12 protein-coding genes and 3 pseudogenes are annotated in these 14,646 nt (G+C 60.6%); 3 read left to right on the forward strand and 12 right to left on the reverse strand.

Translation table 11 applies throughout. The features are described from left to right. A pseudogene (locus J8I87_RS38160) lies at window positions 1-221 on the reverse strand (hypothetical protein); the annotation flags it as partial. Window positions 222-273: 52 nt separating this feature from the next. Then, window positions 274-579, reverse strand: a complete 306-nt coding sequence (locus J8I87_RS38165) for a putative quinol monooxygenase (RefSeq protein WP_209937563.1) — start codon at window positions 577-579, stop codon at window positions 274-276. 109 nt (window positions 580-688) lie between these two features. Here J8I87_RS38165 and J8I87_RS38170 point away from each other — a divergent pair, with 109 nt between their 5' ends. After that, window positions 689-1,648 carry a GlxA family transcriptional regulator gene (locus J8I87_RS38170; RefSeq protein ID WP_209937586.1) on the forward strand — a complete coding sequence of 320 codons (960 nt, stop codon included), beginning with the start codon at window positions 689-691 and terminating at the stop codon, window positions 1,646-1,648. A gap of 398 nt (window positions 1,649-2,046) precedes the next feature. On the opposite strand, the pseudogene dctA reads toward J8I87_RS38170, so the two are convergent. From dctA to J8I87_RS38200, 6 genes and pseudogenes are all read right to left on the reverse strand, one after another. Further along, window positions 2,047-3,375: pseudogene (gene dctA, locus J8I87_RS38175) on the reverse strand (C4-dicarboxylate transporter DctA). A 14-nt stretch (window positions 3,376-3,389) separates the two neighbouring features. After that, window positions 3,390-5,723, reverse strand: coding sequence for a xanthine dehydrogenase family protein molybdopterin-binding subunit (locus J8I87_RS38180; RefSeq protein ID WP_209937564.1), 2,334 nt, complete (start codon window positions 5,721-5,723; stop codon window positions 3,390-3,392). Then, a pseudogene (locus tag J8I87_RS38185) lies at window positions 5,720-6,082 on the reverse strand ((2Fe-2S)-binding protein); the annotation flags it as partial. The pseudogene J8I87_RS38185 and the gene J8I87_RS38180, both read right to left, overlap by 4 nt. A gap of 4 nt (window positions 6,083-6,086) precedes the next feature. Beyond that, entirely contained in the window at window positions 6,087-6,872 is a 786-nt protein-coding gene (locus J8I87_RS38190; protein WP_209937566.1) for a cytochrome c, read from the reverse strand. A gap of 549 nt (window positions 6,873-7,421) precedes the next feature. Beyond that, complete coding sequence (locus tag J8I87_RS38195) at window positions 7,422-8,288, reverse strand: type 1 glutamine amidotransferase domain-containing protein (protein WP_209937568.1); 867 nt, start codon at window positions 8,286-8,288, stop codon at window positions 7,422-7,424. A gap of 33 nt (window positions 8,289-8,321) precedes the next feature. After that, window positions 8,322-9,131, reverse strand: a complete 810-nt coding sequence (locus tag J8I87_RS38200) for an SDR family oxidoreductase (protein ID WP_209937569.1) — start codon at window positions 9,129-9,131, stop codon at window positions 8,322-8,324. Between the two features lie 179 nt (window positions 9,132-9,310). On the opposite strand from J8I87_RS38200, the gene J8I87_RS38205 reads away from it, so the two are divergent. Continuing rightward, window positions 9,311-10,258, forward strand: coding sequence for a GlxA family transcriptional regulator (locus tag J8I87_RS38205; protein WP_009769977.1), 948 nt, complete (start codon window positions 9,311-9,313; stop codon window positions 10,256-10,258). Between the two features lie 12 nt (window positions 10,259-10,270). On the opposite strand, the gene J8I87_RS38210 is transcribed toward J8I87_RS38205, so the two are convergent. Further along, window positions 10,271-10,666, reverse strand: a complete 396-nt coding sequence (locus J8I87_RS38210) for a tautomerase family protein (protein WP_209937570.1) — start codon at window positions 10,664-10,666, stop codon at window positions 10,271-10,273. Here J8I87_RS38210 and J8I87_RS38215 point away from each other — a divergent pair. Beyond that, window positions 10,665-10,970, forward strand: a complete 306-nt coding sequence (locus J8I87_RS38215) for a hypothetical protein (RefSeq protein WP_209937571.1) — start codon at window positions 10,665-10,667, stop codon at window positions 10,968-10,970. The two genes, J8I87_RS38210 and J8I87_RS38215, sit on opposite strands and share 2 nt — an antisense overlap. Window positions 10,971-11,238: 268 nt before the next feature. Here the strand turns inward: J8I87_RS38215 and J8I87_RS38220 are convergent, their stop codons facing one another. From J8I87_RS38220 to J8I87_RS38230, 3 genes are read right to left on the reverse strand one after another with little or no spacing between them, the layout of a single operon-like run. Then, window positions 11,239-11,997, reverse strand: a complete 759-nt coding sequence (locus tag J8I87_RS38220; RefSeq protein ID WP_209937572.1) for an SDR family NAD(P)-dependent oxidoreductase — start codon at window positions 11,995-11,997, stop codon at window positions 11,239-11,241. A 15-nt stretch (window positions 11,998-12,012) separates the two neighbouring features. Continuing rightward, window positions 12,013-13,284: a LacI family DNA-binding transcriptional regulator gene (locus J8I87_RS38225; protein WP_209937573.1), complete on the reverse strand. Its 1,272-nt coding sequence runs from the start codon at window positions 13,282-13,284 to the stop codon at window positions 12,013-12,015. Beyond that, window positions 13,274-14,617 (reverse strand): MFS transporter, encoded by a 1,344-nt coding sequence (locus J8I87_RS38230; RefSeq protein WP_245254462.1) that lies wholly within the window; start codon window positions 14,615-14,617, stop codon window positions 13,274-13,276. The genes J8I87_RS38225 and J8I87_RS38230 overlap by 11 nt, the downstream gene beginning before the upstream one ends. Between the last annotated feature and the right edge of the window lie 29 nt (window positions 14,618-14,646).

Raw genomic sequence — 14,646 nt, forward strand, 5'->3', positions numbered from 1 at the left:
ACGATCGTCACGTGGTAACCATCCTTGACCAGGATGTCGTGGACGGCCCGCCAGCCGGAGCCATCCACCAGTGCGCCATGCACAATGACCACATCTTTCGCAGCCGCCTTCGCCTCGGCGTGAGCCATCGTAGCGCCCATGGCAATCAGGGCGGTAATGGCCAGTTTATTTCGCAATGCAAACATTTTAATCTCCGGGAATTGTCTATGGTTGCCCGTCATTCGCGCAATCTGCTTGACGGGCGAGGATCGTTCGGTGATGGCTAACCGGGCTTCAGGGCAGCGTGTTCTTCATCGCCAGAACGTCGATCGGCTCGACCGATGGAGGGCTGGCAAGCATCTCGTCGACCCGTGCCATCAGGGCGCCGGCCATGCTCCCGTGCAGGTGTGCCTGGCGATCCTCTTCGCTGGCAAAGGCGTCGAAGACGCCGAACGTTGTCGGCGACAGCCTGAGGGCGAACCAGATCGGTGTGGTTGCCTCCCGATTCGTCATTTCCAGGCCGTCATCGAGGAAGTCTGCTACCGCCTGCTCCTTTCCCGGCTTGGCTTCAAGTCGGACGAATAGTGCTTTCTTGATCATCCTTGCTCTCCAGTTGGCGCGTGACGAGTTCACGCGTTGGTCCAGACTTTACAAACAGGGCTCTCCTGGAGATACTGTCTCAATCGACAATTTTGGTATCGATCCTGCCATGCGAATTTTTGTCCTGGCGCTCGAGGGCGTGTTCGACACTGGTCTCACCACCGTGCTCGATGCGTTGACGACGGCCAACGAACTGGCGCGCGCGACGGGGATGGCCACACCGGGCTTCGAAATCACCGTTGCGGGGATGCGGCCAGAGGTGCGCACCGCCCTTGGGTTGCAGGTTCCCGTGCGCGACATGACAGGCGCCCCGGCCCCGGACTGGGTCGTCGTACCGGCGCTTAACAGGACGACGACGGATCTGCTCGTGCCTTCGCTCGGCCGGATGGACGTGGTCGAGGCGCTTGGTGCATTGCGCTCGTGGCACAGTGCCGGTTCCCATGTCGGAGCCGCCTGTACAGGGACCTTTGTGCTAGCCGAAAGCGGCTTGCTCGATGGGCGCGAAGCCACGACCACCTGGTGGCTTTCCCCGATGTTCCGGCAGCGGTACCCTCAAGTGCACCTGGATGCCCATCGCATTGTCGTGCCCAGCGGCAGCACGGTAACGGCAGGAGCGGCCCTGAGCCATCTCGACCTGGCGCTCTGGTTGATCCGCAACAACAGCCCGGAGCTTGCGGCGCTCGTAGGCAGGTACCTCGTATTCGATTCGCGGCCGTCGCAATCTGCCTTTGCGATCTCCGATCACCTAGCCCATTCGGACCCGCTCGTCGAGCGTTTCGACCGCTGGGTGCGCGAACACCTACACACGGCCATCGCGCTCGACGCCGCCGCCGAAGAATTGGCGACCAGCAAGCGAACATTGACGCGACGTCTAAACGAGGTGCTCGGTAAAACGCCCGTCGAGTACATTCAGGATCTGCGGGTCGAGCGCGCCGTACATCTGCTGAAAACGAGCAAGCTTAGCGTGGATCGCATCGCCGAGCAGGTCGGTTACGCGGACGGCGTGACGCTGCGCACGCTGCTGCGGCGGCGCATAGGTAAGGGGGTCCGTGAGGTGCGGGCATCGTGAGCCTTATTGACGATTGGAGTATGCGGGTGGCCGTGCTCGACTGATCCCGCGGGAGGATTTGCCAGCTGAAGCGAGACGAATGACGGCTTCCCCCTGCGGTAAGCCGTTGCCCGGCAAAGAGCGGGGATGTTCGTTATGAAGCAAACGCAGGCTTTGCGCCGCTGCGCGGCGACGCCAGAGGGCAATTCAGGCGGGCGGCACTCCATTCGGTTCCGTATGCGCGGTTGGTTCATCGCTCGAACCGAACATGAAGGTCTGTTAATTGAGTCAAGCAGCCGCTCGAATGACCATCTAAACGTAAAGGCGAATGGCCGTAGATGACGCGCGACGCGCGGCCCGGAAAGGTCACGCGTGCGGGACGACGGGCAAGGTCCGGCTATCTAAGGCCGCCGGACAGATTAATGCGCCTGGCTATCGACAGATTGTGACCCATTCAGCGTTGCCGATCCATCGATCGAGACGCGTTGATCGCCCTCTCCGTAGAGCACCGCGTGCATCTTCGACCGATCGATCTCCCCCTCCCACGCGGACACCACGACAACCGCTACTGCATTGCAGATGACGTTCACCAACGAGCGGCACTCTGCCATGAACGATCGATACCCAGGATGAGCACCATTGCTGCTACAGGGACGGTAGGCACAACCGCGAGACTTGCCGCAAGCGCAACAAAACCTGCACCGACAACCGCACTGGATCCTTTGTACGTGAGCATGGTGACAGCCAGGAGCGTCAATTCCTGACCGGTCGTCAGATGTATATTCGTCGCCTGGGTAAGGAACAGAACGGCGAGCGTCATATAAACGTTGGCGCCGTCAAGGTTGAACGAGTACCCGGTAGGCACGACCAGACCAACCACCGCTTTCGAGCAGCCCAGTCTTTCCAGCTTCTGTATCAACTGAGGAAGCGCCGCTTCGGACGTGCTCGTTCCGAGCACAATCAAACAGTTCATCCTTCAGAAAGGCGAGAAGCCGGAACACGCTAAACCCCGCCATCCGGGTGACAGTCCCAAGCACCAATGCAATAAAGATGAACGCCGTCACGTAGAACGTCAGGATCAGCTTGAAGAGCGGTATCAACGATGCAATACCGTACTTCCCGACCGTGAACGATATCGCACCGAATGCTCCGGCAGTCGCAGCTTTCGTGATGATCTTGACGAAAGAGAAGAACACTGCAGACAGCTTTTCAATCATGGCCGTCACGCCGCTTGCCTGCTCCCCCGCCGCAGAGATCGCAATGCCGAACATGAAGGATACGAAAAGAATGGGCAGCGTGTCGCCCTTGGCAAACGCATCGAAGAACGACACCGGAATGATCCCGAACAGAAAGCCGGTCAGCCCGTCGAGATGTTCCGACTGGCTGACGAAGCCTGCTATCGCCCGTGTGTCCAGCGACGCAACCGACACATTGAACCCGTCGCCAGGATGGAGCACATGGCCGGCCATCAAGCCGATCAACAAAGCAATAGATGACACAACCTCGAAGTAGACCAGCGCCTTTCCACCGACGCGTCCCACCTTTCTCAGATCGCTCATGCTGCTGATGCCCGTGACCACGGTACAGAAGATCACCGGTCCGATGATCATGCGAATGAACCTGATGAATGTGTCCCCAAGTGGCTTCATTGCGGTCGCGTACTGCGGGTACAGGTGACCTAACAGAATGCCAGCGGCAATCGCCAGCAGCACCTGCACGTACAGAACTTTGTAGAAAGGTTGTCTCATGATGTTTTTTTCCGTTAGCTCGTAGTCTTCTGCCGGGCCTGATCCAGTGCCAGCACGATGTCCGTTGCCCGGATAGGCAGGTGGCGCATCCGCACGCCCATAGCGGCATAAATCGCGTTGCCGATAGCCGGTGCGACTACGGTAGTCGGCGGTTCGCCAAGTCCGACGGGCGCCTCCGTGCTGTCCACGAAGGCGATGTCCATATTCGGAACGTCCGCCATGCGCAGCGGCGTATAGGCATCCAGGTTCAGATCCTTCACATACCGGTTTTCGAATCCGGTGCCTTCGTAAAGCGCCATGCTCAAGCCCCACAACGTCGCGCCCTGTGCCTGCGCCATGGCGCCATCGGGATCGATGATTGAGCCCGCATCGATCTCCATCCACAACTTTTGCACCGTTACGTGTCCCGTCTGCCCGTCTACCTTGACCTGCGCCACGCACGCACACCATGTCGGCATCGCGCGCTCCTGTCCGAACGAACTGGCAAGGCCGAGACCCGTGTCGGGCGGCATCGCGCGTCCCCAGCCGGCACGTGCGGCCACACGCCGGATGACGTTGGCCTGCCGCAGCGCGCCACCCGTCGAACTCGGCGCTGCGCCGGCGTTCCGGCCCGTGCCAGTGAGATGCGCGAGACGCAGCGCCACGGGATCGATCCTCTGCACATGCGCCACCTCGTCCAGGAACGACTCGAGCGCCCAGTTCGTCCATCCTGGCGCGACTGCACGCAACCACCCCGGACGAAAGCTTTTTTGTGCGAGATCGTTGTTGACTGCACGGACCCGCAGTGCACCAACGTCGTACCAGTGGTCCGCTCCCGAGATCGAGAACGGATCGTACGATGCACCATTGGTGCCCTTCTGCATGTTGCCTGGAAAGACCGTCAGACTCGGCCAGCCTGCAACAGCGACGTGTTCCATCGCCACGATCTTTCCTTCGCTATTCCATCCAAGGCGTAGCCGCTGTAGCGTGGGCGAGCGCAACGAGTCGAGCCGCGTGTCGTCTTCTCGGGTCAGCACCATTTTGAACGGACATCCCAGCGCCTTCGTGGTCAGCGCCGCAGGGACCGCGTAGTCGCCGTTTAGCCGTCGACCGAAGCCGCCGCCTATCAGGTACGTCCGCATGACGATGCGCTCCACAGGAACTTGAAGCGCTTTTGCGAGAACGGGCAGAATGAAGTCCTGTGCCTGATTGCCGGTATGAATTTCGAAGACCGCGTCTTTCTCGAACGCTACGGCGTTGACGGGTTCGAGTTGAAAATGCAGCACGCCCGTCGTGGTGCAGGTGCCTTCGAGCGTCTTTGCTGCGTGTGCGAGGCCACCGTCGACATCACCTCCGCCTGTATCGAGCAGCGCGCCCTGGCGCTTGTCCGCCACAAGCGCTGCGGCATGGTCGAACAGATCCTTTTCGGAAACCGTCGCCGTGTCGCCAACCTGCCACTGCACCTTCACGAGATCGACCGCGCGTAGCGCCGCATAGAAGCTGTCCGCTATCACCATCACCCAGCCAGGTACCGTTCCGGACGGATCGTCCAGCGCCACGCGACGCAGGTAGCCTTTAACGCCTCGCGCAGCACTGTCGTCGATCGAGAGCACCTTTGATCCGTAGCGCGTGGGCGGTAGCTTCGGCCGGCCGTAGACCATGCCTGGCACGTCGACGTCGATACCATAGACCGCCGCGCCGATAATTTTGTCGGGAACGTCGAGCGCGCGGGTCGGCTTTCCGATCAACGTACGATTGGCGGCGCCTTTGATCGGCAGCGCTTTCAGCTCGTCAGCGGAAAAGCGGCGTCCGAGGTTGCCGCGGCGCACGATCTCGCCGTAGCTGATTGACCGACCATTCGCATGGACGGCGCCAGTCCTGGCAACACATCGTGCGGCGGACGCATCCAGCAGCTTCGCACCTGCTTCGATCAATGCAATACGACCGGCCGCACCCGCCCGGCTAAAAACCGGGAACGTCGCCCACACCGATGTACTTCCCCCCGTGACCATGAACCCCCATCTGGGATTGGTATCGACACCCACGATCCGGACCATCTTCCAGTCGGCTTCGAGTTCGTCGGCCAGGATCCGCGCTATGGCTGTGCCGATGTGCTGACCCATCTCGGCCTTCGGCACGTTCACGGACACAGCGCCTTCGTGGTCGATCCCGAACCACACAGTCGGCTCGAAAACCGGCTCGCCCGATGTCGCTGACGCTGATGCCGGCGACGCGCTTCCAAACGCATTGAGCGCGAACGCGGTCTGCGAAAAGCCGAAGAATGCACCCGTCGCGACGGTCGCCACCAGAAAGGAACGGCGCGACAGATTGATGGCCGAGTTTTCGCCGCCGTGCTGGGCCCTGCTCATGCCTTGTTCTCCGCCAGTTCCCGCGCTGCCTGCCTGATTGCTTCCCGGATACGCGAATACGTCATGCATCGGCATAGATTGCCGGTCATCACTGCGTCGATATCCGCGTCGGTTGGATCGGGAAAGTCTTTCAGCATCGCGGCCGCGTGCATGATCTGACCGGACTGGCAATAGCCGCACTGCGGAACCTGGAGTTCTCTCCATGCACGTTGCACGGGATGCTGGCCGTGCGGATCGAGCCCTTCGATCGTCGTGATATCGGCGCCTCCCACGGCACCTAGCTGCGTGACGCACGAGCGCGTCGCGCGACCGCCGACATGGACCGTACACGCACCACACATGCCAATCCCGCAGCCGAAATTGTCATCGAATTTCTCCTGTCCCTGCGGCACGGATTGCTGCAACCTGTTTCGCGAGATCCGGCCACGGCGCTTTGGTCGTGCGGGTGCTGCGTAAATAGCCGGCGATGCTCGCCACGTCGTCGTCCGTCAAGCCACGTGCGAAGCCTGGCATCACAATGCCGGCGGCGCCGTCCTTCGCGTTGATGCCGTATAGAATCACGCGAATGAGATTCGACGGATCGTCCAGAAAAACGGCGCTGTTCAGTCCCAGTTCCGGTCTGTTGGGATTGACGTCGGGCGCCCGGTTGTAATGACACGAGGCACACGCGGCGACGAACAGGCGCCCTCCCGCACTTGCCATACGGCTACGATCCTGCGCATCGACGTCGAGCGCCGATGACACCGCCGAAGCCGTATGAGCCGCCCTCGCATCGCCGTCGCCGATCGACTCGACGTAGGTCACCAGCGCCTGCTGGTCTTTGGCACTGAGAGCGCCGAGCCCCTGCGTGACGGGAGCCATCGGCCCTGCCGCTGTTCCGTGATAGTGGCTCGCTCCGGTGTTCAGATAGTCGTGCAGTTCCGCCGACGTCCACGGCACCGGCGCAGGATTGGCCGCGGTCATAGCCGGAGCGAACCAGCCGTCGACCGATGCACCCTGATAGAGACGATTCGTGAGTTCCTCGCCCAGCGGACCGCGCGGCGTGTGGCAGGAGGAACAGTGGCTCAGCCCCTCGGCGATATAAGCGCCGCGATTCCAGGCGGGCGATCGATCGTCTCGCGGTTCGAATCGCTCCGGATCGAAGAACAACAGCTTCCATCCCGCCTGAAGCGCCCGGATGCCAAGCGGAAACGGCATCTCGTTCGGATGGTTCTCTGCGTGCACGGGCTGCTGTGTCATGACGAATGCGTACAGCGCGTGAATGTCCTCGTCCGACAGCCTGGTGAAGTGGTCGTAGGGAAAGGCGGGGAAAAGATGCGACCCGTCTCGCGCCACGCCTTCACGCATGGCGCGGAGAAAGGCGTCTTCGGACCACGAACCGATACCCGTGTCGCGATCCGGCGAGATGTTGGTGGAGTGGCGCTTCTTGTGGCGACGTATCCTGATCTCTCGACATTGCATGCCTCTCCAACCGCTGACGTGTTCACGGACGAATTCACCGGAGGATTAAAGGAACCTGAGGAACCGGAACGGCGACCGCTGCAGGCGCCGCCAGAAATCTGTTGCCACTACCTTAGATGACGCCGATGCCTCAAACCATGTCGAATAGGTCGGGTTTTCAGGTCATCGGGAAACCCATCAAAAATGGACCGGATACAACGCATCCAGTCCTTTCACGAACTTGCTCGATTACCGAGATCAGTTCGTGCGCGCTTTCAGTTTCGCCACCAGGACGTCACCGAATTCCGGTGCCGACATCGGCTGCTGACCCGTAACCAGTTCGCGATCGACGACCACGTTGCTGTGCCAGTTCGCGACCGTATCGACATGCGCGCCCGCTTCTGCGAGTGCATTCACCGGGTAGAACTGAACATTGCCGCCGAGACCGTTCGGGCCTTCGAGTTGCTGCTCTTCACCCGTTGAGAACACGGTCATGCGATAACCGGCATACGGCCAGGCTGCAGCGAGCGAATTCGCCTTGCCGTCATTGGCGATCATCGATGTGACGAAGGCGTCCTGATCCTTCAGCGTGGACAGCAGCACGATGGGTCCGTGGCAGATGATTCCAGTCGGACGGCCGCTGTCATGAAGGCTGACCAGGATCCTGCCGAGATTACGGTCCTTCAGCAGATCGACCATCGGGGCGTGGCCACCCGGAATGAAGAGCCCGACATAGCCGCCTGTTCCCTCGGCGACCACCGACGCGAGCGTCTTGGGATACTTCAGCTGGGCGATGCCTTGCGCGTACTTCAGTGCGTCAGCGCGCGCTGCATCATCGCCGCCAAAAAACATCTTGTTGTTCGAGTTGACGTCCATGACGGGCATGTCGCCCTTCGGGTTCGCGATGACCGGCTCGTAGCCTGCCTCGATAAGCTTGCGATACGGCACGACGAACTCGTTCAGGTAGTACCCGGTCTCATAGCGCTTGCCATCGCGCAGGTCGAGCTCATGCGCGCTCGACATCACAACGAGAACCTTGCCGCGTGACTGTGCCGAAGCGCCCACCGGCAACGCAAAGGCAGTGGCCATCGCGAGCGCAGCGGCGCCGAATTTAAGGAGGTTCATGATCAGGCTCTTTTGCAATATGGGTTGACGGACTTACTGGGCGGGCGTGGCGTTCGACGTGTAGCGCGGCGCGGCCTTGGCGTTCGCGAACCGGGGAGCCAGCGCGCGACGGTCGGCTTCCCACTTCGTCCAGTCGTCACCATCGTGCAGCGTCGGGATGGTCACGAGTTCGCCCTGATCGAGGCCCGCGAGCGCGGCATCCACCAGATCGTCGGCTGTCATCGTGCTCGCGGCTTCCTTTTGCTTCGCATAGCCGGCGACGTCCCAGAACTCGGTTGCCGTCGCTGCCGGCAGCACGGTCTGCACACGCACGCCCTTGCCTGCGAGGTCGCGCTGAAGCGCATGGCCGAAGCTCAGCACGTACGATTTCGAGGCGCTGTACACACCGTTCAGCAGCTCGACTGCAATGCCGACCACCGAACTGATGTTGATGATGGTGCCCGAGCCTTTGGCGACGAACGCAGGCGCAACCGCGTAGGTAAGACGCGTCAGTGCTGTGATGTTCAGGTTGATCATCGATTCCATGGAGTCGACGTGACCATCGAGAACCGATGCGACCGAGCCGACGCCCGCGTTGTTCACCAGCATCGTGATGCGCGGGTCTTCGCGAAGCAGGGTCTCGATTTTCGCGAGCGCAGCCTTGTCGTTGAGATCGGCGGCAATCGTTTCGATCGAGCGGCCGGTCTCTTTCGTAAGACGCTCTGCGAGAGCGTTCAGTCGGGTCTGGTTGCGTGCCACCAGAATAAGGTCGAAGCCGCGCCCGGCGAGACGGTCAGCGTAGATGGCGCCAATGCCAGCCGATGCGCCGGTGATCAGCGCGAAACCGTTCGTAGAGGAAGTCATTTTCAGTCCTTTGGGTGGGTAGTTGAACCAACAGGGCGTCGGTTCATGGAGCGAATTCTGAGCTCGGCCGCACACGACCTCAATGTCATATATGCAAGAATTTCAGCCACGCCCTCATCCACATTGCTGTCCGTTATGTGCTACCTTCAACGAATCAAGCCATGACTCGCGAGGCATCAATGCATACCGTCGGACTCGTCGTCTATCCCAACTTCCAGTCGCTCGCGCTCGCTGTGGCCAGCGTCTTCGAATACGCCAATCTGCTGCGCGGCGAAGCAGCTTACGAGTTCAGCATCGTGTCCGAGCACGGTGGACCTATCGCTTCGTCCCAGGGGTTTTCGGTTCATAGCGAACCACTTGCCAAAGAGGGCTACGACACCCTCATCGTGGCGGGCGACAACGAATGCCGCCTTCCCTCGGCCGCGCTGGTGGATTACCTTCGGGAAGCGCCGCGCCAATCACGGCGAATTGCGTCGATCTGTACCGGTGCATTTGTTCTGGCTGCTGCAGGTCTGCTGGAAGGAAAGCGCGCAACGACACACTGGTTCCACGCGCGTGACTTCCAGAAGCAGTATCCGAACGTACAGCTCGAAGAAGACCGCATCTTCGTCGTGGATGGACAGATCTGGACGTCGGCCGGCATGAGCGCCGGCGTGGATCTCGCGCTTGCGATCGTCGAAAACGACTTCGGGCTGGACACGTCGCGCATGGTTGCGCGCAAGCTCGTGCTTTACCAGCGTCGCGGTGGCGGTCAGTCGCAGTTTTCGGCGCTGCTTGAGATGGGCGCGCGCTCAGACCGCGTTCAGATGGCACTTGCCTACGCGAGCGAAAACCTGGCGAGCGATTTGTCGGTCGAGCGGCTGGCCGAAGCGGCACGGCTCAGTCCGCGTCAGTTCAGCCGCGTGTTTCGTGAGGAAACGGGTCAATCGCCCGCGAAGGCAGTCGAGCGGCTTCGCGTTGAAGCCGCTCGTCTGATGATGGAGACGACTCGTCACCCGATCGAGATCGTTGCGAGAGAGACAGGCTTTGGTGACCGGGAGCGGATGCGTCAAGCGTTCCTGCGTGCATTCGGTCAGCCACCGCAAACCATACAGCGGGCGTCGGGTGTCACGCCCCTTGCGCTTTAAGCGTAGTTCGCCTTACTGCTCGCCCGGCGTCCACTCCGGGCTATAGCCGCCCAGCACCGGGTGGTACATCTCATCCCCGGAATGCTGGGTGAATTCGACGTTGAGCCGGTCTTCACGCAGGCCAAGAATTTCGATGCAGTGCGCGCACAGCGCTTTGGCCACATCCATACGCAGTTCGGGCGTCCTGCCCTTTCTGATGTCCAGCATCATGACCGCGACCGGGGTGGGCTCTTCACCGGCCTCGGGAATCCGCCAGACACCCCCATCGCCCAGCTCTCGAATCGCGACGCTGATACGCCTGATGTCGACCGACATCATCCGCGCGTAGGTCTCGCTCATCTTCAGCGCCAGGCGCCGCTTGTCCTCCACTGAATAGTGGTCGGTTACGTCGAGTTGCAGGTAGGGCATGGTCGTCGCACTCCTTGAAAGCGCCATTTTTTCACCGGACATGGAGCCTCTCCAATGTCAGATGCGCAAGGTTTCCGGACACGCAAATGATTCGTTCTTTCGCCGTGGATCACTTTCCGAACGCCGCGGGATTGCTTGCGCGAGCGCTTTCATGTGCGGTCAGGAATTCATCCGACGCGACGTGATCGGCGAGCACGCGCAACGCTGCGGCCGATTCCCGCCCGAGTACCATCTCGACACGCTCGTTGACTTCAGTCCAGTGCATGAACGCTTGACGAACCCGCGCTGCGCCTATGCGCGTTAGCGCGGCACGTTTGGCCCGCCCATCCAGCTGATCGGGCCGCAGTTCGACCAGGCCATCTCGAATGAGCGGGCAAGGCGCATGAGTTACGGCGGAAATCTGGACGGCGACTCTGATCGCCAGGGTTAAACGGTCGCTCGCGAGTGTCGGCCTTATCCGGTCCAAGCAAAGACACGTCCTGCCTCGGTGTAAACGCGGCGACTACACCACGTGCCTTACGGCCTCTCGGCCGCGTCATATCGATCGCGCCGGCGCGGCCAGACAAGCCCGCTTACTGCGCCGTCCATCCTCCGTCGATACGCAGACTCGTACCGGTGATCATTGCGGCAACTGGCGACGCGAGAAACAGTACCGCCGCGGCGACTTGGTGACTTGAAAGCAGACGGCCCATCGGAATCCGGTCGAAGACCCAGCGCTTGAACTGCTTGTTCTCAAAGAACGGCTGCGTCATCGGGGTATCGACGAACGTAGGTGCCACCGTGTTCACGCGTATTCTAGGCGCGAGTTCAACAGCGGCTGCCTTCGTAAGACCTTCCATCGCGTGCTTCGTCATGCAGTACACCGATCGATCAGGTGCCCCCACGTGGCCCATCTGCGACGAAATGTTGATGATGGCACGGTCACCTGTCGATTCGCATTCGAGCATCTTGCGAACGGCCGCGCGGGTTACCAGGAACATCGCCCTGACATTCAAGCCGATGACAAAGTCCAGATCCGACGTTTTGACGTCTGCGAGTCGTGAAGGGATGTTGGTGCCCGCATTGTTGACGAGGATGTCAAGCGTCGGGAGTTCGGAGAATGTCCGCTCTAGTTGGTCATCTTTTAAGAGGTCGCATACAACAGAAGTGCACGCGCCACCGTTTCGACGGATACTCGTGGCGACTTTATCCAGTTCCGCGGCATCCTTGCTGAGCAGATAGACGTGCGCGCCGGATTCGGCGAGCAACGAAGCGACGTCCGCACCAAGGCCACGACCCGCGCCAGTCACAACAGCAGTCTTACCATCAAGACTAAAAAGTCCCTTAGACATATGTCCCTCTCTGATTCAAATTCGATTGATTGATTGCTTCGCTGGCTGGGTCCACACCGTGTGCCCGCCGACTTGTGACAGTCCATTCGGAGGCAGGCGAGCAGAGTCCCGCACGACTAATTGACCGCTGACGATGCGTGGCCCCGCCGATAGGTCGCGACCACTGCAGGCATCGACGAGGACCCTAACCGCGCTGTCCACCATCTCGTCCACGGGCTGTGAAAAGGTGGTTAGGCGATAAGCGGGTGAGGCAGCAAGCTGGGTGTCGTCGAAGCCCACGATCGAGAGCTCTCTGCCCACGTCGAGACCAAACTCGCTACGCGCGACATCAATCGCGACCATCGCCATTTGGTCGTTCGCGCAAAAGATGGCGTCGGGACGCGTGTCCGCCTTGAGAAGATTTCTGGTGGCACAAGATGCCTCCTCGGCGGTGTAACTTCCGCGGACCTTGAGCGGCGGCATGGTGCCCGCCTGATGGAGTCGTTCACGGAAACCTGCTTCCCTGTCACGACTAGTCGACGAAGAGTCGAGCCCTGCCATGAAGGCAAAGTGACGATGCGAACCAGCAAGTAAAAAGGAGCCGATGCAGGCCGCGCCCGCTTGGTTATCCCCTGTCACGCTCGATACCGCTTCGCTGTCAGTCTTTCGGTTGACCATCACAACGGGCAGTCCGACCTCCGCACATTCTTCCGCCAGGCGTGACGAGAGTTGCGCCGAAACAAGGACCAGTGCATCGAGCCGGTAGCGCAGAATCTCTTCGAGTATGGGATCGGCAGACGTCCCATGCCTTGCCGTGAACAGCATCACCCGATATTCGCGCACCGAAAGCGCATCGGATAACGTGCCGACGAGAGCCGCGTAGAACGGATTCGTCAGTCCGGGTACGACGACGCCCACAATGCGAGACTTTCCAGTGATTAAGGAGCTTGCGATCAGGTTTGGCCGGTAGCCCAACGTTGTCGCCGCGGCGACCACCTTCGCACGCGTCCGGTCGGAGACGCTCGCGCCCGGCGTGAAGACACGGGACACTGCGGACTGTGAAACGCCCGCGAAACGAGCAACCTCGTGCCCGGTAACGGGTCGCCTAAGTGCCCGTGGTGGTTTCTTCTCGAAGATGTCGTCAGTCGCGAGTTGTGTCATTTTCTTGATGCAGTCGTATCTTGTTGCGTGAGGTGCGGTGCGTTGTGTCGCCGATGATGATTTCCAGGCCACTCCAGTTCGTCGAGGTGCAGGTTCCACCTCCACGCGGAAGCGATCAATCTCGACGGAGCGCGGCTCAGCCTTCATGCGTTCCGCTAGCCGGAATCAACGTCGCCGTTGAAGGAGCTTTGCGATCATTGACGACCCTTGCGAACAGCGCACAGACGAGCGTGATGCCGGCCGCGATCATTGCGAAGATGGCCACGGGCGTGTAGTCGCCGTACTTCGCGAGCAGTGCCGTCGCGATTAGCGGCGTCGGTGCACCGGCAACCAATGCGCCCAACTGGAACCCAATCGTCACCCCGCTATAACGCACCTCGGCGCTGAACATTTCGGCGAACCAGGCGGCCATCGGCGAGAACACGGCAGCGTGAGCAATCGTGAGCACCATGATTTCCGCGAGCAGGATCATCGTCGGGTTCCCAGTTCCTACCATGTGGAAGAACGGGAAGGGCGCCACCACCGCAATCGATGCGCCAAAGACCACCACCTGCTTTCGACCAAACTTGTCAGATAACGCCCCAAAAAGTGGCTTCGTCAGCAGTTCAAGCGCAGCGGCAATTAGAATCGCGACAAGCACCGTCTTTCGCGGCAAGCCAAGATGGCTCGTCATGTACGTCAGGCCGAAGGTCGTAAATACGTAGTACAAAATGTTGTCCGCAAACCGAAGTCCGGCAGACATCAGGATCGCCCTGGGGAACCGTCGAACCGCCTCTACGATGGGCAGTTTGACGGTTGCATCGGTGTCAAGTACCTTCTTGAAAGCGGGCGGCTCTTCGATGCGGAGTCGGATCACAAGACCGACAGCGACAAGGACAGCACTGAACAGGAACGGAATACGCCAACCCCACGCCAGAAACTCCGCTTCAGGCAGGCGACTTGCCAGTTCCATTCCGCCCACTGCCATACACAACCCTGCGGGAAGGCCCATCTGGGGGAAGCTGCCATAGAGGCCACGTCGGTTCGGGTTTGCGTGCTCGACGGCAATCAGCGCGGCCCCGCCCCACTCTCCGCCGACGGCCAACCCTTGCACGATGCGCAGCAGGATCAGAAGGATCGGCGCAGCGAGTCCGATGCTGTTGTAAGACGGCACAAGACCGATGAGCGTGGTCGAAACGCCCATTGCGAGCAGTGTCGTGACCAGCACGAACTTGCGCCCGACACGGTCGCCAAGATGGCCCGCGACGATGCCGCCGAATGGCCGGGCGATGAAACCGACCGCGAACGTACCGAACGCCAGCAGCGTCCCGGTCACTGGATCTCCACCAGGGAAATACAGCTTGCCAAAAACAAGTGCCGAGGTGATCCCGTAAAGAAAGAAGTCAAACCACTCAATGGCACTTCCAATAAAGCTGGCGGTCGCAATCGTCAGCATCTTCGGTAACGAATGCCCTGCCGCAGTCCGGTGCTTGGTATCCAAACCTGTCTCCTGATGCATAGGTATGCAAA

The organism is Paraburkholderia sp. LEh10 (genome assembly GCF_017814945.1).
Taxonomy (GTDB): Bacteria; Pseudomonadota; Gammaproteobacteria; order Burkholderiales; family Burkholderiaceae; genus Paraburkholderia.